This is a genomic window from Rhizobium sp. ERR 942 (assembly GCF_007828395.1).
Lineage (GTDB): Bacteria > Pseudomonadota > Alphaproteobacteria > Rhizobiales > Rhizobiaceae > Rhizobium > Rhizobium dioscoreae.
The window spans coordinates 326,206-347,923 of sequence record NZ_VIUA01000006.1; the positions used below are offsets into that span (position 1 = coordinate 326,206).

The 21,718-nt window shown below is 59.1% G+C and carries 23 protein-coding genes; all 23 read left to right on the plus strand.

Annotated features, from left to right (window positions below; translation table 11 throughout):
* The first annotated feature begins 22 nt into the window (after positions 1-22).
* The gene (locus FBZ97_RS24905; RefSeq protein WP_145322469.1) at positions 23-1,003 is read left to right on the plus strand and encodes a flagellin; all 981 of its coding nucleotides are present in this window, start codon (positions 23-25) and stop codon (positions 1,001-1,003) included.
* A gap of 243 nt (positions 1,004-1,246) precedes the next feature.
* Positions 1,247-1,879, plus strand: coding sequence for a hypothetical protein (locus tag FBZ97_RS24910; protein ID WP_145322471.1), 633 nt, complete (start codon positions 1,247-1,249; stop codon positions 1,877-1,879).
* A complete protein-coding gene (locus tag FBZ97_RS24915; RefSeq protein WP_145322473.1) occupies positions 1,876-3,303 on the plus strand; it encodes a MotB family protein in 1,428 nt (475 codons plus the stop codon). Before FBZ97_RS24910 ends, FBZ97_RS24915 begins: the two co-directional genes overlap by 4 nt.
* 3 nt (positions 3,304-3,306) lie before the next feature.
* On the plus strand, positions 3,307-4,611 hold the full coding sequence (gene motC, locus FBZ97_RS24920; protein WP_145322475.1) for a chemotaxis protein MotC: 1,305 nt from the start codon (positions 3,307-3,309) through the stop codon (positions 4,609-4,611).
* 1 nt (position 4,612) lies between these two features.
* Positions 4,613-6,253 (plus strand): flagellar hook-length control protein FliK, encoded by a 1,641-nt coding sequence (locus tag FBZ97_RS24925; protein WP_145322477.1) that lies wholly within the window; start codon positions 4,613-4,615, stop codon positions 6,251-6,253.
* The gene (locus tag FBZ97_RS24930; protein WP_145322777.1) at positions 6,195-6,788 is read left to right on the plus strand and encodes a lytic transglycosylase domain-containing protein; all 594 of its coding nucleotides are present in this window, start codon (positions 6,195-6,197) and stop codon (positions 6,786-6,788) included. Before FBZ97_RS24925 ends, FBZ97_RS24930 begins: the two co-directional genes overlap by 59 nt.
* A gap of 279 nt (positions 6,789-7,067) precedes the next feature.
* Positions 7,068-7,739: a winged helix-turn-helix domain-containing protein gene (locus FBZ97_RS24935; RefSeq protein ID WP_069611329.1), complete on the plus strand. Its 672-nt coding sequence runs from the start codon at positions 7,068-7,070 to the stop codon at positions 7,737-7,739.
* A 288-nt stretch (positions 7,740-8,027) separates the two neighbouring features.
* Positions 8,028-8,291 carry a hypothetical protein gene (locus FBZ97_RS24940; protein ID WP_145322479.1) on the plus strand — a complete coding sequence of 88 codons (264 nt, stop codon included), beginning with the start codon at positions 8,028-8,030 and terminating at the stop codon, positions 8,289-8,291.
* Positions 8,292-8,315: 24 nt separating this feature from the next.
* On the plus strand, positions 8,316-9,806 hold the full coding sequence (gene flgK / locus FBZ97_RS24945; protein WP_145322481.1) for a flagellar hook-associated protein FlgK: 1,491 nt from the start codon (positions 8,316-8,318) through the stop codon (positions 9,804-9,806).
* Between the two features lie 3 nt (positions 9,807-9,809).
* Positions 9,810-10,859 (plus strand): flagellar hook-associated family protein, encoded by a 1,050-nt coding sequence (locus FBZ97_RS24950; RefSeq protein ID WP_095433963.1) that lies wholly within the window; start codon positions 9,810-9,812, stop codon positions 10,857-10,859.
* A 37-nt stretch (positions 10,860-10,896) separates the two neighbouring features.
* On the plus strand, positions 10,897-11,244 hold the full coding sequence (gene flaF, locus FBZ97_RS24955; protein ID WP_113330066.1) for a flagellar biosynthesis regulator FlaF: 348 nt from the start codon (positions 10,897-10,899) through the stop codon (positions 11,242-11,244).
* Positions 11,241-11,693 carry a flagellar biosynthesis repressor FlbT gene (flbT, locus tag FBZ97_RS24960; protein ID WP_095433964.1) on the plus strand — a complete coding sequence of 151 codons (453 nt, stop codon included), beginning with the start codon at positions 11,241-11,243 and terminating at the stop codon, positions 11,691-11,693. The genes flaF and flbT overlap by 4 nt, the downstream gene beginning before the upstream one ends.
* On the plus strand, positions 11,681-12,178 hold the full coding sequence (gene flgD, locus FBZ97_RS24965; protein ID WP_113330067.1) for a flagellar hook assembly protein FlgD: 498 nt from the start codon (positions 11,681-11,683) through the stop codon (positions 12,176-12,178). Before flbT ends, flgD begins: the two co-directional genes overlap by 13 nt.
* Before the next feature lie 29 nt (positions 12,179-12,207).
* Entirely contained in the window at positions 12,208-12,474 is a 267-nt protein-coding gene (fliQ, locus tag FBZ97_RS24970) for a flagellar biosynthesis protein FliQ (protein ID WP_075855152.1), read from the plus strand.
* Positions 12,475-12,622: 148 nt separating this feature from the next.
* Positions 12,623-14,710: a flagellar biosynthesis protein FlhA gene (gene flhA, locus FBZ97_RS24975; RefSeq protein ID WP_069611337.1), complete on the plus strand. Its 2,088-nt coding sequence runs from the start codon at positions 12,623-12,625 to the stop codon at positions 14,708-14,710.
* Entirely contained in the window at positions 14,707-15,459 is a 753-nt protein-coding gene (gene fliR, locus FBZ97_RS24980) for a flagellar biosynthetic protein FliR (protein ID WP_069611338.1), read from the plus strand. The genes flhA and fliR overlap by 4 nt, the downstream gene beginning before the upstream one ends.
* Positions 15,460-15,530: 71 nt before the next feature.
* A complete protein-coding gene (locus FBZ97_RS24985) occupies positions 15,531-15,947 on the plus strand; it encodes a hypothetical protein (RefSeq protein ID WP_113355677.1) in 417 nt (138 codons plus the stop codon).
* Positions 15,948-16,081: 134 nt separating this feature from the next.
* Complete coding sequence (locus FBZ97_RS24990; RefSeq protein WP_145322483.1) at positions 16,082-16,678, plus strand: rod-binding protein; 597 nt, start codon at positions 16,082-16,084, stop codon at positions 16,676-16,678.
* A gap of 14 nt (positions 16,679-16,692) precedes the next feature.
* Positions 16,693-17,061, plus strand: a complete 369-nt coding sequence (locus tag FBZ97_RS24995) for a hypothetical protein (RefSeq protein WP_095433968.1) — start codon at positions 16,693-16,695, stop codon at positions 17,059-17,061.
* Complete coding sequence (locus FBZ97_RS25000) at positions 17,058-17,585, plus strand: hypothetical protein (protein ID WP_145322485.1); 528 nt, start codon at positions 17,058-17,060, stop codon at positions 17,583-17,585. The genes FBZ97_RS24995 and FBZ97_RS25000 overlap by 4 nt, the downstream gene beginning before the upstream one ends.
* Before the next feature lie 253 nt (positions 17,586-17,838).
* Positions 17,839-18,678 carry a WecB/TagA/CpsF family glycosyltransferase gene (locus FBZ97_RS25005; RefSeq protein WP_113330159.1) on the plus strand — a complete coding sequence of 280 codons (840 nt, stop codon included), beginning with the start codon at positions 17,839-17,841 and terminating at the stop codon, positions 18,676-18,678.
* 219 nt (positions 18,679-18,897) lie between these two features.
* Positions 18,898-20,697, plus strand: coding sequence for a succinoglycan biosynthesis transport protein (locus tag FBZ97_RS25010; protein ID WP_246661838.1), 1,800 nt, complete (start codon positions 18,898-18,900; stop codon positions 20,695-20,697).
* Positions 20,698-20,814: 117 nt separating this feature from the next.
* A complete protein-coding gene (gene folD, locus FBZ97_RS25015; protein ID WP_145322489.1) occupies positions 20,815-21,714 on the plus strand; it encodes a bifunctional methylenetetrahydrofolate dehydrogenase/methenyltetrahydrofolate cyclohydrolase FolD in 900 nt (299 codons plus the stop codon).
* Positions 21,715-21,718 lie beyond the last annotated feature (4 nt).

A 21,718-nucleotide genomic window follows, 5' to 3' on the forward strand; every position in this document is an offset into this window, starting at 1 on the left:
CAATGGAACTACGGATTTTCAGATGAGCAATGTGACGACGAATCCCACCACGTCGGCGGCGCTGACCGTGTTGCGCGGTATCAACAAAGATCTCGATGTCGTGCAGCAGCAGGTTTCGTCCGGTTACCGCATCCAGACGGCGAGCGATGATCCCACCTATTGGTCTATGGCGACCACCATGCGCTCGGACCAGAGCAGCCTTTCCACGATTACGGACGCGCTGGGCCTCGGTGCGTCCAAGGTCGATACCGCATCCACCGCCATGGATACGGTCGTCAGCCTTCTGACCCAGATTCAGTCCAAGCTGGTTTCGGCAAAGGAGCCAGGCACCGATAAGAACGCTATCAACTCCGACATCCAGCAGCTCAAGAACCAGCTGCAATCCGTCACCCAGTCGGCATCCTTTTCCGGCGAGAACTGGCTCTATAATACGGAGCAGCAACCCTCCACCCAGCAGTCGGTGATCAGCAACTTCACGCGTGGAACGGGCGGCCAGATCAGCTTCACGACGATCAGCTATGACAGTTCCCAGACCTTGATGGTCGATACTGTCAAACCTGAGCGGGGTATGTTGACGAAGAATGTTGATGCAAGCACCTTCGATGCTTCGGGCAGCGGCAGCAGCACGCCTCGCAATTATTACCTCCTCTCCGCCACCGGCGGCACGACGCCGACGGGCGGAACCGAGATCGCCCTATCGAGCAGCACGACCGATGACGAACTGACCGATATGATCAATGTTACCAACTCGCTCCTGAAGTCGGCAACATCGGCGGATTCGACATTGGGCCTGATGAAGTCGAACATCGACGATCAGTCGGATTATATTTCCAAGCTCAGCGATGCCGTCAAGAGCAGCGTCGGCGATCTCGTCGATACGAATATGGAAGAGGCCTCTGCGCGGCAGAGCGCCCTGCAGACGGCGCAGCAGATGGGTGTGCAGGCATTGTCGATCGCCAATAGCATGGCGAGCAAGGTGCTGATTATTCTCCAGTCGAAATGATTGCCGGGTGCCGCCGTCCGATCGGCAATACCGCATCGCATTCATCCTCGCACAAGTTTGGCTGCCTACGGTCCTTCGCAGTGGCTTGGCTGCACAATGTGCCGGTGACATTGGTCCCGGAAGGTGCTGCCTGAGGACGGAAACCGGAAGCGTGATGATCGACGTTTTGAGAATGGGAATGGATCGACCGGCTGTCGGCATCGACTTGCAGCGTCTCTGCGGCGCGAATGGGGAGATGCGCGCGTGAGCTTGACACTGTCCCGATATCTCAAGGATTTCAGCGCCGAACAGGCCCCGCCGGCCCATGTCGAGGATATGGCGTTTGCGGAACCGGTCGAGTTTGCCGAAAGCCCGCTCGAGCCGCCCGTTGATGTCGAGGCCGAGCGCCGTGTCGCCTATGCGGAAGGGCATGAGGCGGCGACGCAGGAACTGACGCAAAGGCATCAGGCCGAGATCGATGCCATGGCCCAGTCGTTTCGCGCCGAAATGGATGCGCTGCGGATACGCTACGAAGAGCAGGCGGCGGAAAAGATCGCTGCGGATATGACCCGCATCGCCACGATGCTCGGGCAGGCGATCAGCACCGAAGCCGCCGCCATTCTTGCGCCGGTCATGACCGAGACGCTGACGGCCAAGGCCGTCGCCGATCTTGCCGAACTGGTCAGGGCCGCGATCCTCGACGGCAGCGCCGGGCCGATCTCGGTCAGCGGTCCGCGTCATCTTTTCGAGGTCCTTCATGATCATCTCGGCGATGACGGCGCGTTGCTGCGCCACGTCGAGGCTGATGATGTCGATCTCACCGTTACGATCGGCGAGAGCGTTCTCGTGACCCGTATGTCCGCCTGGGCCGCTAGCCTGAAAGAGATCCTGAAATGAGCGACGGCGATCAAAATCACGGCAAGCACGAGATCATCGTCGTCAAGCGTCGCGGCGGCGAACATGAAGGCGGCCATGGCGGCGCGTGGAAAATCGCCTATGCCGACTTCATGACCGCCATGATGGCCTTCTTCCTGGTCATGTGGCTGGTGAACGCCGCCAACGAGGAGACGAAGGCCTCCGTCGCCTCCTATTTCAATCCGATCAAGCTCGCCGACGAGAAGCCGACGGAAAAGGGTCTCAAGAAACCCGTCGATCAGGCTCAGGGTGAAAAGAATCAGCAGAAGTCCGACAAGCCGCAGGAAAAGCCGAATGACGGAAAATCGGCCAAGACCGGCGAAGACCTGACCTCGACATCGGGCGACCAGACGAACTATTCCGAAGCGGATTTCTTCGAGAATCCCTATTCGGTCCTGGCTGAGATCGCTCAGGAAGTCGGTCAGCAGGCCAATGTCAGCGCCAAGGGCGAGGGTGGGGCCGCTCAGTCGGGTCCAGCGACCGGTGCCGATGGCGGCCAGGCCTATCGCGATCCGTTCGATCCGGATTTCTGGACCAAGCAGGTGCAGGTTTCCAGCGCTTCGAAGAAGGCGAACGAGGAACAGTCCGCCAAGTCGGATCAATCGCCCAAGGGTGAGGTCATCGCTCTGTCGAAGGCGACAGCTGCGGATACGGGTCAGCCGGCCGATCAGCCGCAAACGCCTGAACAACAGCCGACGGTGAGCGAGCAGCAGGCGGCCGGCAAGGCGCCGGAAAAGCCGACGCAGGCTCAGCAGGTTGCCAAGGCCACTATGCAGGGCGATGCATCCGCGCCCGAGGACAATGCCGCTTTGGCGGAGAACAAGGATGTTCAGCCGACAAAAGCGCAGCAGCAGGAGGCCAAGGATCTGCAGCAGACCATCCAGGCCGAGATCAAGGGTGTTGCCGGTCAGCTGGCCGAAGGGTTGCAGGTCAGCGCCGCGGAAGGCGGCGTGCTCGTAACGATCTCCGATCAAACAAACGATCCGATGTTCAATATCGGTTCGGCGGTTCCCCGGCGCGAGATGGTGCTGGCGATGGAAAAGATCGGAAAGATCCTCTCGGAACACAAGGGATCGATCCTGATCCGCGGCCATACCGATGGACGCCCCTATATGGTCGGCGGTCGCAATGACAACTGGCGGCTTTCGCTCGATCGTGCCCAGAGCGCCTATTACATGCTGACGAGCGGCGGGCTGGACGAGAAGCGGATCGTTCAAGTGTCCGGTTTTGCGGACAGGCGTCTGAAACTGCCCAACGATCCCTTCAACGATGCCAACCGCCGTATCGAGATCCTGATCGCCAACCCCTCGAACCAGGCAGCGACGGATCCTGCGGCTTCGGGAACGCAGGCTCCCGCGAAGCCCGCTTCGGGCAAGGGCAAGTCGAGCCAAGGCAAGCAGGGATAGTCCATGGCGCGCAAACAGCATCGTCATCACCTTGCGCTCACGCTCACCCTCGGCATGTTGATGCCGGGGGCTGCAAGCGCTGAGGGGCAGGACAACCTGCCGCTCTACAAGATGCTGCGCTCGCTCGAATTCGTCCAGGATTCCGTTGTTGCCGGCGATAGTTCCGCCGGAGAGATGCAGCGCTTTCTGCTCGCCACCATAGACGAGCGCTTGCGCAATGCGGACAAATCCATATTCGAGGACAACCGTAACGTCGATGCGGCACTAATCTACGCCATGAGCGGGGGCAATCCCGAAACGCTCGAATATCTGATGTCGCGTGACGTCAATGGCAATTTCGACAATCGCGTTGCGGATGTTCTGCGGAAATACCTGAACGGCAAGGGTCTGCTGGTCGTCAACACGCTTGTCGATATTTCCAAGGAATATCGCGACAAGCCGATCGGCCCCTACCTCTCGTTGGTTGCCGGCAATGTCATGTCGGGCAAGAACGCCAAGGCCGCCTTGCCGCTTTACGACTGGGCGCGGCTGATGGCGCCCGGCACGATCGTCGAGGAATCGGCGCTACGCCGCTCGCTGGCTCTCTGCGCCGATGCGGGCATGGTGCCGCAAGGGCTCGATTATGCGCAGCGTTATACGCGGCGCTTCCTGCATTCGCCCTACGCCAGCCAGTTTGCGGATCTTTTTGTGCAGCTGGTGGTGGATCACGATTCCGATGTCAAGCAACAGGACATCATCGACATCCTGTCCTTCATGGACCCGCCGAGACAGCGGGAGATCTATCTGCGCATGGCACGCCGTGCCGCGATCGCCGGCAAGGCCGATCTTGCCGCGCTCGCAGCCAACCGCGCCCAGGCAATCTCCAATGACGGCGGCGATGCCTTTGGCGCGCTGGCGAACTTCTATGGCGGCGTGGCGGGCATATCCACGCCTGAATGGAAGTCGGCGATCAACGACGTGAACCAGATGCCGGCGGGCGAACTGAATGCGCGCGACCGGGCTCTGCGCGACGCCGCAAAGGCTGTGGCGGCAGAGATACTGCGCACGCCCGACGCTGCAAGCCTCGGGCAAGGCAATGTTCCTAACCTGCCCAACCAACAGAAGACTGAACACGATGCTGCTGTGACGAATCAATCGGGAGGTCAATCTCCCGGCACGGCGGGTGTTGAGCAGGGAGCCCCGCCAAACGCGGCTCCCGCCCCGAAAGGAGGGCGGCAGGAGGCCGACTCTTCGTTCAACGCATTCGTCACGACGAGCCGCTCGAAGCTGGATGCCATCGACGGCCTGTTGAAGCAGGAAAGTCATTGATATGAACGACATCGGTGTGTCTGGCGCCTCATCGGGGGCGGATATTCTTGCTGTTGCCAAAGGCACTCGCTCAACAAAGCAGGATGACGGCAAGGGTTTTATCGATGCTCTGACCAGTTCGCTCGGCAATGGACGCAAATCCGCCGGTTCGAATACCGGAACCGATGTGGCGACGGACGCGAACACGACAACCGGTGACAATGCGGATGACGACACTGGCGCGGTGAAGACGGCAGCGAGCAATCTCGCCGCGATAACCCTTACCGTCGATGACAGCGCCAATGTCGGAGTTGGAATGATCGATACGTCCGGAGCCAATCTCGCCAATCCCGCCGGCCTTGCCAAGGGCACGAAAGCTTCGCAGCCCGCCGGTGTCGCCTCGCTCTCGAAATCGCTGATCGAGTTACAGAAGGCAGCCTCCGCGGCTGCCGACGGCGAGGCTACCCCTATCGATGGCGATCAGCCGGCCGCAGCCGCCGATCCCACCACGCCGACGATTGACACCGGCAAGGTGCAGGTGTCCCCGACGGCGCTCGATCAGCTGGCCGAGATCGCGCAGCAACTGGCCGATGTCGCGACGACTGACGGTCAGACGGCGCCGATCAAGGGCGACGGTAAGATGCCCGCGGTGAAGGATGGAAAGGATGTCCAGTCCACGGATGACGGTAAGCCTGCATCGACGCAAGGCAGCCAGCCGGCCAATACGATTTCCGATGCATTGTCGCTGCTGAACGTTGCGCAGCCCATCGCGGTGACGCAGGTTAGCACGACCCAGGCCAGCACAACCCAGGTCAGCACGACGCTGGCGGGCAAGACAACAGACGATGCCAAGGTCCAGACATTGCCATCAGGCAAAGCTGCCCTCGCGGACGCTTCGGACACGGCCTTGACGCTGCCAGACGACGGCAAGGGAGCGGATGTTGCGCAAACATTCCGCCTGACGCGGGCGGATGGCCGTGGCAGCGCGCTCGACCTGTCGATCAGCAAGAGCGGCGATGACGTTGCCGATGTCAAAGTCGGTGCTGCTACAGGCGGCGATGCGGTGGCGGTCACCGTGCTGGATTCGCGCCGCTATCTCGGGCTTGCCGCCAATTCCAACTCGGCACTCGTTGCTGGAACCCTGGCGGGCGACCACGAATGGTCGGCGGCGATGCAGCCAGGCTCGGCGCTCTCCAACGCCGCGAACCTGACCAGCACCGGCAAGGTCGTCAATACGCTGAAGATCCAGCTGCGCCCCGACAATCTTGGCGACGTGACGGCAACCATGCGGCTCTCCGGAGACCAGCTGAGCGTCGATCTGAAGGTTCAGACGAGCGAAGCCTACAGGCAGCTTCACGCCGATCAAAGCCGCATGGTCGATGCATTGCGCGCACAAGGCTATCAGGTCGACAATATCACCGTCTCCATGGCGTCCAACGCCGACCAGCAGTCGGATAGCGGCCGCAATTCCGGATCGAACCAGCCACAGCAACAGTCCCTTTTGAACCAGGGACAGGGGGGCGACGCACGCCCGAGAGGCCAGAACTATTCAGGGCAGCAGGCAAATGGAAACGATGGCAATCGCAGTTCGGGTGAGCGCGGTGTTGAGGACGGCGCTGCTGGTGGCGTGCAGCGTTCTCGCTCTGGGGCGGTTTACCTCTGAGGCGCATGCGTCGGGCAATCCGGCACCGCCTGACAATGGTGCAGCCGGTCTTTGCGAACGCGAAATCCAGTCTGCCGCCGCGAAATACGGAATACCGGAAGGGATTCTTTATTCGGTGGGTCTAACGGAAACGGGTCGCAAGGGATCGCTCTATCCCTACGCTCTCAATGTCGAGGGGCGGCCGATCTTTCCACCATCCGAGGACGCCGCCCTGCAGATATTCGCTGCGGCACGGCAGAACGGGGCGAAGCTTATCGATGTCGGCTGCATGCAGATCAATCAGTATTTCCACGGCGAAAACTTTACATCCGTCAACGCCATGTTCGACCCGCGTAGCAATGTCGAGTATGCCGCAAAGTTTCTCCGCAATCTGCATGACAGGCATGAGACCTGGACGATGGCGGTAGCTAGATACCATGCCGGCCCGAACAATGACCCCGCCCAGAAGGTCTATGTCTGCCGCGTGATCGCCAATCTGGTCGCCACAGGCTACGGAAAATGGACGCCCAATGCGGCGACGTTCTGCCGGGAGTAAGCAATTACAGGTTGCATATGCTCTCCGGTTAGCCGGCGCTAACCCAATCGAAGCGGTTGACTGCCGTCGATTTGCCTAAAATGCGCATGTTAATAATACGTCCGCTAACAACTTTTTTATCGGTGTAAAATGCCGACCACCTACTATATCTAGTGCAAATCGCCCCTACAAAGTTAATCAATTATTAATTTCTGCCACTCATTTCCGACAGTTGTTCGTGATTCGCCCGATTCGTACCCATAGATCATCGAAACACCACACTGATTCGGAGGCGGACGAATGATCGTAGTGGTTGATGAGCGAGAGCTCGTTAAGGACGGATATACATCACTGTTTGGACGCGAGGGCATCCCTTCGACGGGATTTGATCCGCGTGAATTCGGCGAATGGGTGACGACGGCAGCAGAGGGCGATATTGCTGCGGTGGAAGCCTTTCTGATCGGACAGGGTCAGCAGGTGCATGAGCTTCCAAGGGCGATTCGCGACCGGACGGCAGCACCTGTTATCGCGGTGAGCGACCAGCCCTCGCTGGAAGCCACGCTTGCACTTTTCGATTGTGGCGTCGACGATGTCGTACGCAAGCCGGTGCATCCTCGCGAAATTCTTGCCAGGGCCGCGGCGATCCGCCGCCGCTTGAAGGCAATCAGCAACTATACCGATATTGGCCCCATTCGCGTCTTCGCAGATGGCCGCGATCCGGAAATCAACGGTTCCGTATTCGCCTTGCCGCGCCGCGAGCGCCGCATCCTCGAATATTTGATCGCCAACCGCGGTCGCCGTGTGACGAAGACCCAGATCTTCAACGCCATCTACGGCATCTTCGACGAGGAAGTCGAAGAGAACGTCGTCGAAAGCCATATTTCGAAGCTGCGCAAGAAGCTGCGCAAGAAGCTCGGCTTCGACCCCGTCGATTCGAAGCGCTTCCTCGGCTACTGCATCGACTGGAGCTGATGCTGGGGTCGCACATTCCGGTACTAAACTCATGAACAGGCCCGAGAATCAGCTGATTCTCGGGCCTGTTCCTTTTCGGTTGCCTGATCGGCACGGCGCCGGAAAGTACGTTGCTCCTTACCATTTCGGTGCACAGCAGTCCGTAGCATGATCGCTCGATGGCGCTCTTGACGAAGCTTTTCGCGATGATCGGTTTTTCGTCCTCTCAGACAGCTTCACGCAAGGCCCGCCACCTACTCTCAGTCGTATGAAGGATAACGAGGATTCCAGATGAGGAATTTCGGCAGCATGAAGACTGCACTTGCGGAAGCGGATGCGCCGGCGCTTCGCCTCGGCGCCGCTTTTGGCGGCCGTGTCGGTGTGACGCCGGTTCGCCGTGCTATCTCTGCAGGCGACGGTGCTCTCGTCTTGCGCCATGTTTGCGGGAGGGGGGCGCCGGTTCGTTCCGGTGATCGTCCATCTGCCAATGAAAATCTGGTCTATTTCGCCGGCCTTGCTCTGACAGGCTATTCCGACACTTCCTGCGCGCCTTCGGCCAATCTGCCGCGCTAAAACGAATAGGGTATCGAGTCAGTCATGTCGCTCACAACAGCTCTCAATAACGCGCAGGCAATATTCAACAATACCGGCACGCAGAGCAGCGTCGTGTCGAACAATATCGCCAATGCCAACAACACGAATTATTCGCGTCGTCAGGCGGTGGTGACGACCAATATGGCTGGTGCTCAGGTGGTGCAGATTGCCCGCAGCAGCGAACCGGCATTACAGAAGGCCTATCTCAGCTCGGTCTCGTCGGATTCGGCACAGCAGCTGCTGCTGAATGCCTACAGCAACCTTCAGTCGGCCACGCTTGGCGGCAACGACAACGAGATCGCGCCGTCGACTTATCTGTCGGCATTTCAGGATGCGATGCAGAACTATGCGGGATCGCCATCCAACGCGACGGCTGCGCAATCTGCGATCAATGCGGCCCAAAGCCTGGCGACATCGCTCAACAATGCCACGGCGGCAGTGCAGAGCGCCCGTACCGACGCCGACAAGCAGATCAGCTCCGACGTCGATACGCTGAACAGCCTGCTGAAACAATTCCAGACCGCCAACGACGCGGTGAAATCGGCAACGACCACGGCTGGCCCGACATCGAGCGCCCTTGCCGATGCAATGGACCAGCGCGATTCGATCCTGAACCAGATTTCGAAGATCGTCGGCGTGACAACCGTGACGCGCGGCAACAACGACATGGCGCTTTACACCACGAGCGGAACGACCCTGTTCGAGACCATTCCGCGCTCGGTGACGTTCCAGCCGACGAGTACCTACACGGCAGACACGACAGGCAACAGCGTTTACATCGATGGCGTTGCGCTGACTCCAGGCCAGGGCGCGAATACGACGGCACAAGGCACGCTTCAGGCGGCACTTCAGATTCGCGATGATGTTGCGCCGACCTATCAGAAGCAGCTTGATGAAATGGCTCGAGGGCTGGTTACGGTCTTTGCGGAAACGAACAGCGATTCTTCAAAACCGACTCTGCCTGGCTTGTTCACCTGGAGCGGTGGCACCGTTCCGGCCAGCGGTACGGCAGTCACGGGCTTGGCGGGCTCGATAACCGTTAATTCGAAATTAATCACGTCTCAAGGTGGTGACCCGACGTTGCTACGTGATGGTGGTATTAATAACGATAGTACTACTGGTGAAACCGGTTATACCAAGAATACCAGCGGCGACAGTGGATATTCCACCCAGCTTGATGGATTTATCACTGCCATGAATACGAAGATGGCGTTCGATCCTGCCGCTGGCTCCGACACCAATTCCACGCTCATGGATTATTCGGCGAGCTCCATCGGTTGGCTCGAGGGCCAGCGCAGCACGGCAACGACGGCGGGGGAAAATACTTCTGCTGCTCTCTCGCGCTCCTCGAGCGCCTATTCGAATGCGACGGGCGTCAATCTCGATGAAGAACTGACGCTGATGATGGATATCGAACAGTCCTACAAGGCTGGAACGAAGATATTGAACGCAGTCAATGAAATGCTTCAATCTGTACTGGATATTGCGAGCTAAGCCATGAAACTTTCTTTCATTTCGAGCACGGCCATTCAGAACGCCATGCGTCAGACGATTCGTCAGGCGCAGAATGAGATGACGAGTGCATCGACCGAGGCGACCACGGGCGTCTATGCCGACATCGGCGTGGCGCTTGGCAGCAGCACGTCGCTCAATGTGAATCTGACGCGGGAAGTGTCGCGCATCGATTCCATTCTCAGCAGCAATTCCATTGCGAACCAGCGTATGACGACGTCGCAAACCGCCTTGACCGGCATGGGCACGCAGGCACAGAACCTGATGGACCAGCTTGTGGCGCTGAGCGGCAACACCGATGGCAGCAGCGTCGCCCTGGCGCAGCAGACGGCGAGCTCGACGCTGTCGAGCGTCATTGCATCGGCCAATACGATGGTGAATGGCGAGTATCTCTTTGCCGGAACCAATACCGACGTCCAGCCGATGACGGATAATTCCTCGGCAACGAACGCGGATATTCAGGCGCAGCTTGCGACTTACATGGCAAATCAGTCACCGCCGGTAACTGCAGATACCATATCAGCCGACCAGATAACGGATTTCATCACCAATACTGTCGCGCCGATGTTCACATCAGACAGCAGCTGGTCGAGCTGGTCGAGTGCGTCCGATCAGAATATGACGAGCCGCATCAATAATTCGGAAGTCATCGAAACTTCGACGAACTCGAATTCGTCCGGCATGCGGTATCTGGCACTCGCGACCAGCGTGACCAATGCGCTGATGGGTACGCCGCCGGGCCTCAATCAAAGTGCGGTGAATGCCGTCACACAGCAGGCCATCAGCTATACACGCCAGTCGATCGACGGGTTGAACAGCCAGGCAAGTCAGCTCGGTCTCTCGCAGTCGCGACTGTCGGACGCGAATACGACGCTCAATGCCCAGAAGACTATTCTCAACACCAGTATAGGCGACTTGACCGGAGTCGATCCTTATGAGGCATCGACCAAAGTCAACAGTCTCGAGACCCAGCTCGAAACGGCTTATACGATTGTTTCCAAGATCCAGCAGTTAAGCCTTGTAAATTACCTTTGATGATCAAAGGGAAGTAATGACCAGGAAGGATGCATGAATGTATCAGTTCTCATATGCGGAAGTCATGCAGGATGCAGTGGCCGACGCCAAGGAACGAGAACGACAAGTTCTGGACCGGTCGATAGCTCTTCTCTCTGCGGCCCGTGATGCGGGGAAATACGGCCGTGAAGCGATCGAGGCTCTCTTCTATACGCGACGCCTATGGGTAAGCTTTGTCGAGGACCTCAAAAGCCCAGAGAACCAGCTCAATGTCGAGCTGCGCGCCAATCTGATTTCGATCGCCATCTGGATATTGAAGGAATGCGAACGGATCAGGCGGCGCCAGTCGGAAAACTATCAAGGCATCATCGATGTCACCACCATCATCAGGGATGGACTTAAATGAAAAGTACGCTTCGCATATCGCTTAAAGCCGGGGAAAAGATCTTTATCAACGGGGCCGTCCTGCGCGTCGATCGCAAGGTTGCTCTGGAATTCCTGAATGATGTGACATTCCTGCTCGAGAACCACGTGCTCCAGCCGGAGGACGCAACGACGCCCTTGCGTCAGCTCTATTTCATCGCGCAGATGATTCTCATCAATCCGGAAGGCAAGGAACAGTCGACGGCGATGTTCCGCAAGTCGATCGTCATGCTGCTGTCGTGCTTCCACAATGAGGAAGTGCTGGCCGAGCTGAAGCGCATCGACGGCCTCGTTGCCACCGGCCGCGCCTTCGATGCGCTGAAGGCGATCCGCGGCCTCTACCCGGTCGAAGACAATATTCTGAACAATCAGGAAATGCCGGCGGCGACGATCGAGCACATCCGTCGGGAGATTGCTCCATGGCAACGGTAGACGCCGTCAACAGCAGCACGAGCAGCAGCTCCTCGAAGACTGCTGCTGCCGCATCGGCGAGCGCCAACCTAAATTATAACGACTTCCTGCAGCTTCTCATCGCGCAGATGCAGAACCAGGATCCGACCGACCCGATGGACGCCAGCCAGCAGATTTCTCAGCTGGCGAGCTTCTCTCAGGTCGAACAACAGATCCAGACGAACTCGCATCTGGAAACGGTGTTGCAGAACCAATGGATCTCGCAGGCGTCGGACTATATCGGCAAGCAGATCATGAGCGCCGATGGTAAGACGACGGGCACGATCAAGGAAGTGACCGTCTACACGGACGGCATCATCGCCCAGACCGATGCCGGCGACAAGATCCTGATCCAGGCCGGCGTGACGATCGCTCCGGCAGGCACGACCATTGATCCGCCGGCCACGTCGAGCGATAGTAGCAACAGCAGCGATTCGTCGAGCACGGATTCGACCAGCAGCTCATGAGGAGCCGCTGAACCGGGAGTGGACATGCCATGAATGAAGCCGATGCCTTAGATATTTTCCAGGCTGCGATCTGGACGGTACTTGTGGCTTCCGGTCCGGCTGTCGTCGCTGCCATGGTCGTCGGTCTGGTGATCGCCCTGATCCAGGCGCTCACCCAGGTGCAGGAAGCGACCTTGACCTTCGTGCCGAAGATCGTCGCCGTCATGGTCACGATCGGTATCTCGGCACCGTTCGTCGGCGCGCAGATTTCGATCTTCACCAATCTCGTCTTCTCCCGCATCCAATCGGGTTTCTAAGACAAATCCGAAGGCCATTTCGGCCTCTGGATCGCGCGCATCGATGGCAACGGCCATGCTCGCGCAAGCTTCGACCTTTAGAGGTCGGTTCCCATAGGGCAGACGGCTCAGCCGTTTGCCACCTCTCATGAAGAGACGGAACCGGTCGATGGCACAACCACCCGCAATAGCACTTCCCAAAGCCAATCCCAGCATACGCGATATCGGGTTTGCCCTCGGTATCATGGTCATCCTGTGCGTGCTGTTCCTGCCGATCCCGCCGTTTCTGATCGACCTTGGACTGGCTTTCTCGATCGCGTTCTCCGTGCTGATCCTCATGGTGGCGCTCTGGATCAAGAAGCCGCTGGAATTTTCGTCTTTCCCGACGATCCTGCTGATCGCGACGATGACGCGTCTGGCGCTGAACATCGCCACGACCCGCGTCATCCTTTCGCACGGCTATGAAGGGCACGATGCCGCCGGCGGCGTCATCGCCGGCTTTTCCAGCCTGGTCATGTCCGGCGATTTCGTCATCGGTCTGATCGTCTTCCTGATCCTCATCACCATCAACTTCATCGTCATCACCAAGGGTGCGACCCGTATCGCCGAAGTGGGCGCCCGCTTCACTCTCGATGCCATCCCCGGCAAGCAGATGGCGATCGACGCCGATCTTTCCGCCGGCCTCATCGATGAGAAGGAAGCGCAGCGCCGCCGCCGCGAACTGGAAGAGGAAAGCTCCTTCTTCGGCGCGATGGACGGTGCCTCCAAATTCGTACGCGGTGACGCGGTTGCCGGCCTTCTGATTACCTGCATCAACGTCTTTGGCGGCATCATTATCGGCTATTTCCGTCATGGCATGCCGATCGGCCAGGCTGCCGACGTTTTCGTGAAGCTCTCCGTCGGCGACGGTCTGGTTTCGCAGATGCCGGCGCTCATCGTCTCTCTCGCGGCCGGCCTTCTCGTTTCGCGCGGTGGCACCTCCGGCTCTACCGACCAGGCCGTCGTCAATCAGCTGAGCGGCTATCCGCGTGCGCTCGCCGTCTCGGCGGTTCTCATGGGCATACTGGCCATCATGCCTGGCATGCCCTTCCTTCCCTTCGTTTTCCTTGGCGGCCTGATGGCTGCCGGCGCCTGGTTCATTCCGCGCCAGATCGAAGCCGAGAACAAGCTTCGCCGCGATGCTGAAGAGCAGAAGGTGATGCAGACGAAGGAAATGGAAAAGGATTCGGTCAAGTCGGTTCTGAAGACTGCCGAAATCGAACTGGCGCTCGGCAAGATCGTCTCCACCCGCCTGCTCGGCGCTCACCAGGAGCTCGCCTTCCGCGTCGGCAAGATGCGTAAGAAGTTCGCGACGCAATACGGCTTCGTCGTGCCGGAGATCAAGGTGATCGACGACATGGCGATTGCCGACAAGTCGTATCAGATTCGCATCCACGGCACGACGATCGCCTCCAACATGCTGCGCGTCGGCGAAGTGCTTGTCGTCACCGGTTCCGGCCGCAAGCCGACCGTTCCGGGCGACGAGATTCGCGAACCCGCTTTCGGCATGCCCGCCGTCTCCGTTCTCGAAGCCTTTACCGAGGATCTGAAGCGCGAGGGTTTCCAGCCGATCGATAACGTCTCCGTCGTGCTCACCCATATGAGCGAGGTCATCCGCAACAACCTGCCGGCGCTGCTGTCGTATAAGGACGTCAAGATCCTGATCGAGCGCCTCGATCCGGAATACAAGAAGCTCGCCGACGAAATCTGCTCGTCGCATATGTCCTATTCCGGCCTGCAGGCCGTGCTGAAGCTGTTGCTCGCCGAACGCGTCTCGATCCGCAACCTGCATCTCATTCTCGAAGCGGTCGCTGAACTCGCGCCGCATGTGCGCAAGACCGAGCAGATCGTCGAGCACGTGCGCGTACGCATGGCGCAGCAACTCTGCGGCGATCTGGCCGATAACGGCGTGCTGCGCGTCCTCAGACTCGGCAGCAAATGGGACCTGATTTTCCACCAGGCGCTGAAGCGCGACCAGAAGGGCGAAATTGTCGAATTCGACATCGACCCGCGCAGCCTGGAAGAGTTCAGCGAGCAGGCCGGCAAAGTTATCCGTGAATACATGGACCGGGGCATGCCCTTCGTTCTTGTCACGTCGCCGGAAACGCGCTCCTATGTACGCATGATCATCGAACGCCTGTTCGCGACGCTTCCGGTCCTGTCGCATGTGGAATTGGCCAAGGGGATCGAGATCAAGATTCTAGGTTCGATTTCATGATTTCAGACCCGCAGGGGACCATTCTGGCGCTGTTCGTCGCCTTCTGCCGCATCGGCGGCTGCATGATGGTCCTCCCGGGATTTTCCTCCGGTCGCGTTCCCCCGCAGATCAGGCTGCTTCTTTCCGCAGCACTGACGATGGCGATCCTGCCGTTGCTCTGGAACACGATCTATCCGCAGGTGTCGAAGGGCGATGCGAACTATATCGGCCTCATCTTTACCGAAACCGTCATCGGATTGATGTATGGGATGATGGCCAGGATCTATACGCTGGGCCTGCAATTCACCGGCACGGTCATATCGATGATGATCGGCTTCAACGCGCCCGGCGGCGCCGACATCATCGAGGAATCGAACGAAACATCGCTCACCAGCCTTGTCAGCTTTTGCGGGCTGATGATTCTCTTCATTATGGATTTTCACCATTATGTTTTGCAGGCGTTGGTTGATTCCTATTCGGTCATTCCCTTCGGTGGCCACATTGAGCCGCGCGCCGCGCTGATCTCGATTACGGATACGCTGGAGACGACCTTCTTCATCATGCTGCGGCTGGCAAGCCCCTTCGTGCTCTATGGCCTGATGTTCCAGATTTCGATCGGTTTCATCAACAAGCTGGCACCGCAGATTCCGATCTATTTCATTTCCACGCCGTATCTGCTGATGGGAGGGCTGTTCATGCTCTATCTCAGCATCGCGGCCCTGGTCAGTCAGTTTTCCAGTGCGTTCCTCACCGTCTTTAACGGGCATTAGCCCGTAGGCGGACAGATGAAGAAGCCCGATTCGGGCAGGGCCGGCAAAAGCAGCCGGCGGGTAGGTAGACGATGGCGGAGAAAAACCGCTCCGAAAAACTGAAGCGCCTGGTCGCGGTGCAGCGACATCTGGAACGGATGGCGGAAAACGAGCTTGCCGATACGACCCGGCAGCGCGCCGAAGTGACGGAAGCGATGGAGCGGGTCATGGTTGCCATCGGTTCGGTCGATCCGGTGCACATGGCGTTCTCGATCCATTACGCCGAACGTTACGGCCGCCTGATGATCCGGGATCAGCAGCTGGAAAGCATCCAGACGCTCATTCAGATGAAGGTCCAGCAGGAGCGCACCAAGGCCGACAGGCTGGAAGAGCACATGAAGGATGCGCGCGAGCTCGAATTGCGAGCATCGGACGACAATGCCGTCTACGATATCATCGATCAGCGTTTCGCCGGCGCAACGCCAGCCTCCAGCAAGGTTCAAAAATAATAATCATCGCGATCATGGAGCGGGATTCGCAGCGTTGGGTTGCCGACCTGCTCTAACAGTTTGATTCGACATGTCCTGAGATAGGCGCTGAGCTGCGCATTTTCCGGATATGCGAGAGCAGAAGGAGACGTGACGTGGCTATTTCGCCTCCGAGTGATTTGGTCCTCGATGTCGTCAAGGCGGCAAATCCCGCCGATGTCGAGGCCGCGCAGGCCAAGCTTGCCGCCAATCGGGCCGCTTTCGCCGCCACCAGCCTGGCCGAAAACGGCAATGGTTTCGGCGCGACGGTGGATGCGATGAACAGCGCCGCCACCCAGGCGGGCCTCGCCAACGCCAATACGCATGTGGCTGGGACCAAGGTCCCGCAGGCCTATCGCAAGTTCGAGTCCATGGTGCTGCAGAACTTCGTGAAGAACATGCTGCCGAGCAGCGAGACGCTCTACGGTAAGGGTTCCGCCGGCGAAATCTGGAAGGGCATGATGGCCGAGCAGTTGGGCGACACGATCTCCAAGAATGGCGGCGTGGGCATCGCTGAGAAAATGTACAAGGAGCAGGTCGACAAGATGCGCAATACCGGCGCCATCCACTCCGCGACCGATGAGAATGACAAGAAGATGGCGCTTAGTGCGATTACCGATTTTCAGCGCAAGACGCTGGCCGCCGCCGATGCCGATAATGACGGCAACAACAGCATCACCAACCAGAATTCGTTGACGTCCCAGAAAGCATGAGCGAGGTAACAAACATGGAAATGATGTCGCAGGACTATCGGATCAAGTCTGTCCTTGGCCGCCTGGAGATGATCATCGACAATGAGAACAACCGGATCGGCACAGACCCGGAATTCGATCTCAAGGTATCGAACGCTCACAAGAGCCGCTGCCTTTACGAATTGTCGATGCTGTTTCGCGATACCGATCCGGCCGATCTTGCCGCCGCCCATATCGAGCAGCTGCATGATCTGAAGAAGAAGCTGGTTCTGAACGCCCGCCGCGTCGAGGCTCATCTCGAGGCCGTGCGCGCCGTCGCCGAGATTTTGAAGAATGCCGTGCAGAATGCCGATGCGGACGGCACCTATTCGCAGGAGCAATTCCGCGTCCGTGAGGCCGGATGATCAAGCTCGTTATCACCGGCCTGTGGGTCTGCGTCGTAACATTGGCCTCGGTCTATTTTTCGGTGCAGGTGGCGACGGCGCCCGCGATCAGTCCTGATGACGCCAAGAAGGCGCAGCAGGAGCTCGTCAAGGGCGAGTCGATCAACGTCCCCGTTATCGCCAACGGCCAGGTGACCGGCTATTTCCTGACGCGCATTTCCTTCATGATGGAGAAGGGCAAGGCGAATGCGTTTCAGATACCTCTGCCGGAGCTGACGACCGATGAGCTCTTTTCGCTGCTGATCGGCAACAAGACGATCGATATTTCGCATGCGCAGAATTTCGACGTTGCCGCCTTCCGCACCGATCTGAAGAAGCGGATGAACGAGCGGCTCGGCGGTGATTACGTCGCCGACGTGCTGATCGAACAGCTTGACTATCTCTCCAAGGAAGAAACCCACGGTGGGGAAAGCGTGGGCAAGAGAACGGTCAAGCCTGTCAAGATCGTGCAGGATGCGGCCAAGGACAAGGTGCCGGTCGAGTAATATTTCCCGGCCGCAAGATGTCGATTCACGCAAGAATATAAGCAATATCTTACATTATGCAGATATGCTTAACAGATCCCTGCTGACATCCGGCAAATCCAACCTTCCTTCCTAACGGAAAGTTGGATTTGTCTTGCTATAAACTCCTCCAAGCCATGCCTCCCAGTCGCCGCACCGATGAACGGTGAGGGGCATGGACTTTATGCGTACCCGCATCATGCGCGTTAGCGATGCCGGGCAGGAGGGTGTTGGATTGAACCAGGTAGCCGATTTTGCCGTCGTCGCGTCGCGCCGCATGATCTTCGATCTGCCGGTATGCGATCTGGGCTGGGATGACGCGCTGACGTTCGTCAACGAGCTTGCGTCCCTGCCGGTCGGACAGACCTCCATCTCTTTCGTCAATGCCCATAACATGCTGGTCATGCTACGCGATGACAGCTACCGCAATGTCCTTGAGCATAATCTGGTTCTTCCCGATGGCGTTGGCCTCGACATCGCATCGCGCGTCGCTCATGGCGAACCTTTCCCGGCCAATCTGAACGGCACGGATTTCGTGCCTGCGCTGCTGACCTTCATGGAGCGGCCGAGGCGGATCGGTCTCTTGGGCGGCAAGCGCTCCGTCGTCGAGAAGGCGGCGGAGAAATTTCGCCAGCACGCCCCGTGGCACCAGTTCATCGTCGTATCGGACGGTTTCTTCGATCCGGCGCGGAGTAACGCCGTGACCGCGGAAATCAGCCGACAGAAGATCGATATCCTGATCGTCGGAATGGGCACGCCGCTGCAGGAAAAATGGGTTGCCGAACATGTCGGGCCGCAGCATGCACGCCTCGTCCTGACCGTCGGCGCCTTGTTCGATTTCATTTCCGAGACGGTGCCGCGGGCGCCGAGGCTCGTGCGTGCGATGCGCAGCGAGTGGCTGTTTCGTCTGGTGTTGGAGCCGAATAGGCTCTGGCGGCGTTACATGCTGGGCATACCGTTATTCTTCTATCAGGTTGTCAGGCATCAGTTTGGTCGCAAGGAGCGCGTCCTTCGCGCAGAGCCGCATCCTTTGCCGCAGCGGCGTATTGCCCCGCCGAATAAATTAGCAAGCTAGTATTTGCGGGCTTGGCGTTAACTCTTTCTTTGGCATGAAATTTTAGAGTGGGTTAACCATTTGCATTGGTCTCGGACCATGTGCGCGAGATAACCCGCCATGTTTGAAAGCAAAGCCAGGACCGGATTCCACCCCGACGATGCGGAAACCCAAAAGGTTTCGCGGCGATCCGTCCGGCATATCTCCCCTTACGATGAAGATGATGGCTTGGGTAGCGCGGTGAACTTACGCGCTGCCAACTCCGACGACCCGCGCGATGCGGAACTGCGCGCCATCCTGCGCAGACGGTTGAATGGCGATCCCTATCCGGTGTCCGGTCGAGGACGATCGCCGGAGATCGGAACGGCGGCTAAGCAGACGGAAGATGTCTCGCACGTCTACCGCCCGGAACGCCGCGAAATATCCGAGCAGGCATCGGAGCCTACGCCCGATTTGCTGGAATTCGTGCCCGATCTGCTTGAAGGCATAGGGGAGCTTCCGCGGCAGGTCGCCCCCGCTCCGGTTGTCGTTGAACAAGTATCTCGGGTCGGACGCTGGTCCCTCGGCTTTGGCGCTCTCTGTTTCATTGCCGCGGCCGCGCTGATGGGAGCGGCTATTCCCACCCTGCTTGCCCCGCCGCCGCTCTATGTGTCGCAGGCTGTTTTGCATGCGGAGGGCGAAGGTCGCGGGCGTCAGGCCCTGCTGGATGTCGCGGCGACGCGTCTCGTCGCTCCAGCCGTATTGTCCGACATTGTCGCCAGGATGAAGCTTGACCGCGATCCGGAATTTACCGGCAGTCGCGCAGGCGCTCTCGGGGTTGCCGTCGAGCTGCTTTCCGGCAGCGGCAACGCGTCCGACGCGCCGTCACGCGCGCAGGCAATGCTGCGCAAAGACATTGCCGTCGATATCGATAATCAGACGGGTCTGCTGCGCCTGAGCGTTACGTCGGGCGATCCCGCCAGATCGGCCGATATTGCCAACCGGCTTGTTATCGCTTCCCTTTATGATCCCGCCGTTGCAAAGGCGGCCGGTACGTCACTTGGGGCCGAAACGGCGGCTGATCGCAGCCGAAAGGAGCTCGATCGCGCCTCCGCCGCCCTTGCCGAATTCAAGGCGCGCTATGGCGAAGACAGGATTGCTGCGGCGGAAGCGCTCCGGCAGCAGCGTCAGCAGCTGGATGCGCAGATAAAGGCAGCCGATCTGGCGGTACGCACCGCAAAGGCCCGTCTCGCGGCCGCCAAATCGGCCACGCTGGCATCGGTGCTGACCGGTGCATTGTCAGGCGATCTTTCGTCGCCGGTACTTGATGATCTGCGCAGCCGTTACAACGCCGCCAAATCACAGCTGACCCAGCTCTCGGTGCAGCTCGGCCCGCGCCATCCTCGCCTGCTTGCACAACAGGCCACCGTCGATGATCTTGCGGCCAATATGCGCAGCCAGCTACAACGTCTGGCCGTCAGCAGCGAAGCGGACGTGAAAGCGGCTCTTGAGAAACAGGCTTCTCTCTCTTCGCAAATGACTGCCGTCAGTCAGGCGGGGAGCGATGTCGATCTCGGCCGTCTCGCACAGCTCCAGAATGCCGTCGCGACAGCGCAGAGCCACTATGAGGCGGACCAGCAGAATGCCGCCATGACGGTGTCGGAAGCCAAGCCACCGCTGACGGTATTGTCCCAGGCGGTCGCTTCCGCCGCGCCGCTGGATGATCATCTGGCGAGCAATCAGGCTGCCGGCTTCCTCGCGGGGCTTGGCCTGGCACTTTGCGCCATATTCCTGCGCAAGTGGCTGGCCGGCACGGAACTGGCAGAAGACCAAGCGGACGAGGAGAGCATCATGCCGATGGCTCAAGCTTTGCATCATGACGATGATATGGAGCTCCGATCATTGCCGGCGATCGCGCCGGAACCATCGGTTGCTCTTGTTTCCGATGGTGCAGATCGGCTCGATATGGCGGACGAGTGGGTCCGCATCCAGCAGGAACTTGCATCCCTGCGTGCCAAAGTCGAAACCTACGCGGTGCGCCGGCATCAGGATCGCGGCTGAACGCCCCATCGTTTTCCCTTGCAATTACCGCTTTCAGACACCATAGGGCGTTGGCAGGCAACTCCCCCGGGCGGATGGCCTGTAGATTGCCAGCGAATTCATGATCGGGAGACGAGCGTGACGACAGTGATCGACGGTAAGAAAGCGGCGGCTTCGGTGATCGAGGCCGTGAAGGCTGCAGCGGCTGGGCTTGAGGCGGAGGCCGGTGTGAAGACCGGGCTTGCGGTCGTCATCGTCGGCGATGATCCGGCCAGCCACGCCTATGTGAACTCCAAGAGCAAGATGGCCAAGGAGTGCGGCTTCAAGTCGGTCCAGCACACGCTGCCGGCGGAGACGACGCAGGAAGAGCTGGCAAGGCTCGTCCAGTCGCTAAACGACGATCCCTCTATCCACGGCATTCTCGTACAGCTGCCGCTGCCGAAGCATCTGAATTCCGATGCGATCATTCAGTCGATCCGTCCTGAGAAGGATGTCGATGGCCTGCATGTGGTCAATGCCGGCAAGCTGGCAACCGGCGATCTCGAAACCGGGCTGATCTCGTGTACGCCGGCCGGCGCCATGCTTTTGGTACGCTCCATCCATGGCGAGGACCTGTCGGGTCTCAATGCCGTTGTCATCGGCCGTTCCAACCTGTTCGGCAAGCCGATGGTGCAATTGCTGCTTTCCGCCAATGCGACGGTCACGACGGCGCATTCGCGCACGAAGGATCTCGCCTCGGTGGCAAGAGGCGCCGATATTCTGGTGGCAGCCGTCGGCCGTCCCGAGATGGTCAAGGCCGATTGGGTGAAGCCCGGTGCCACCGTCATCGATGTCGGCATCAACCGGATCGATGCACCGGAGCGTGGCGAGGGCAAGAGCCGGCTGGTGGGCGATGTTGCCTATGGTGAAGCATCCGAAGTCGCTGCCGCGATCACGCCAGTTCCAGGCGGTGTCGGACCGATGACGATCGCCATGCTGATGGCCAATACCGTCATCGCTGCCCATCGTGCCGCGGGTCAGAAGCCGCCGAAATTCTAAACAG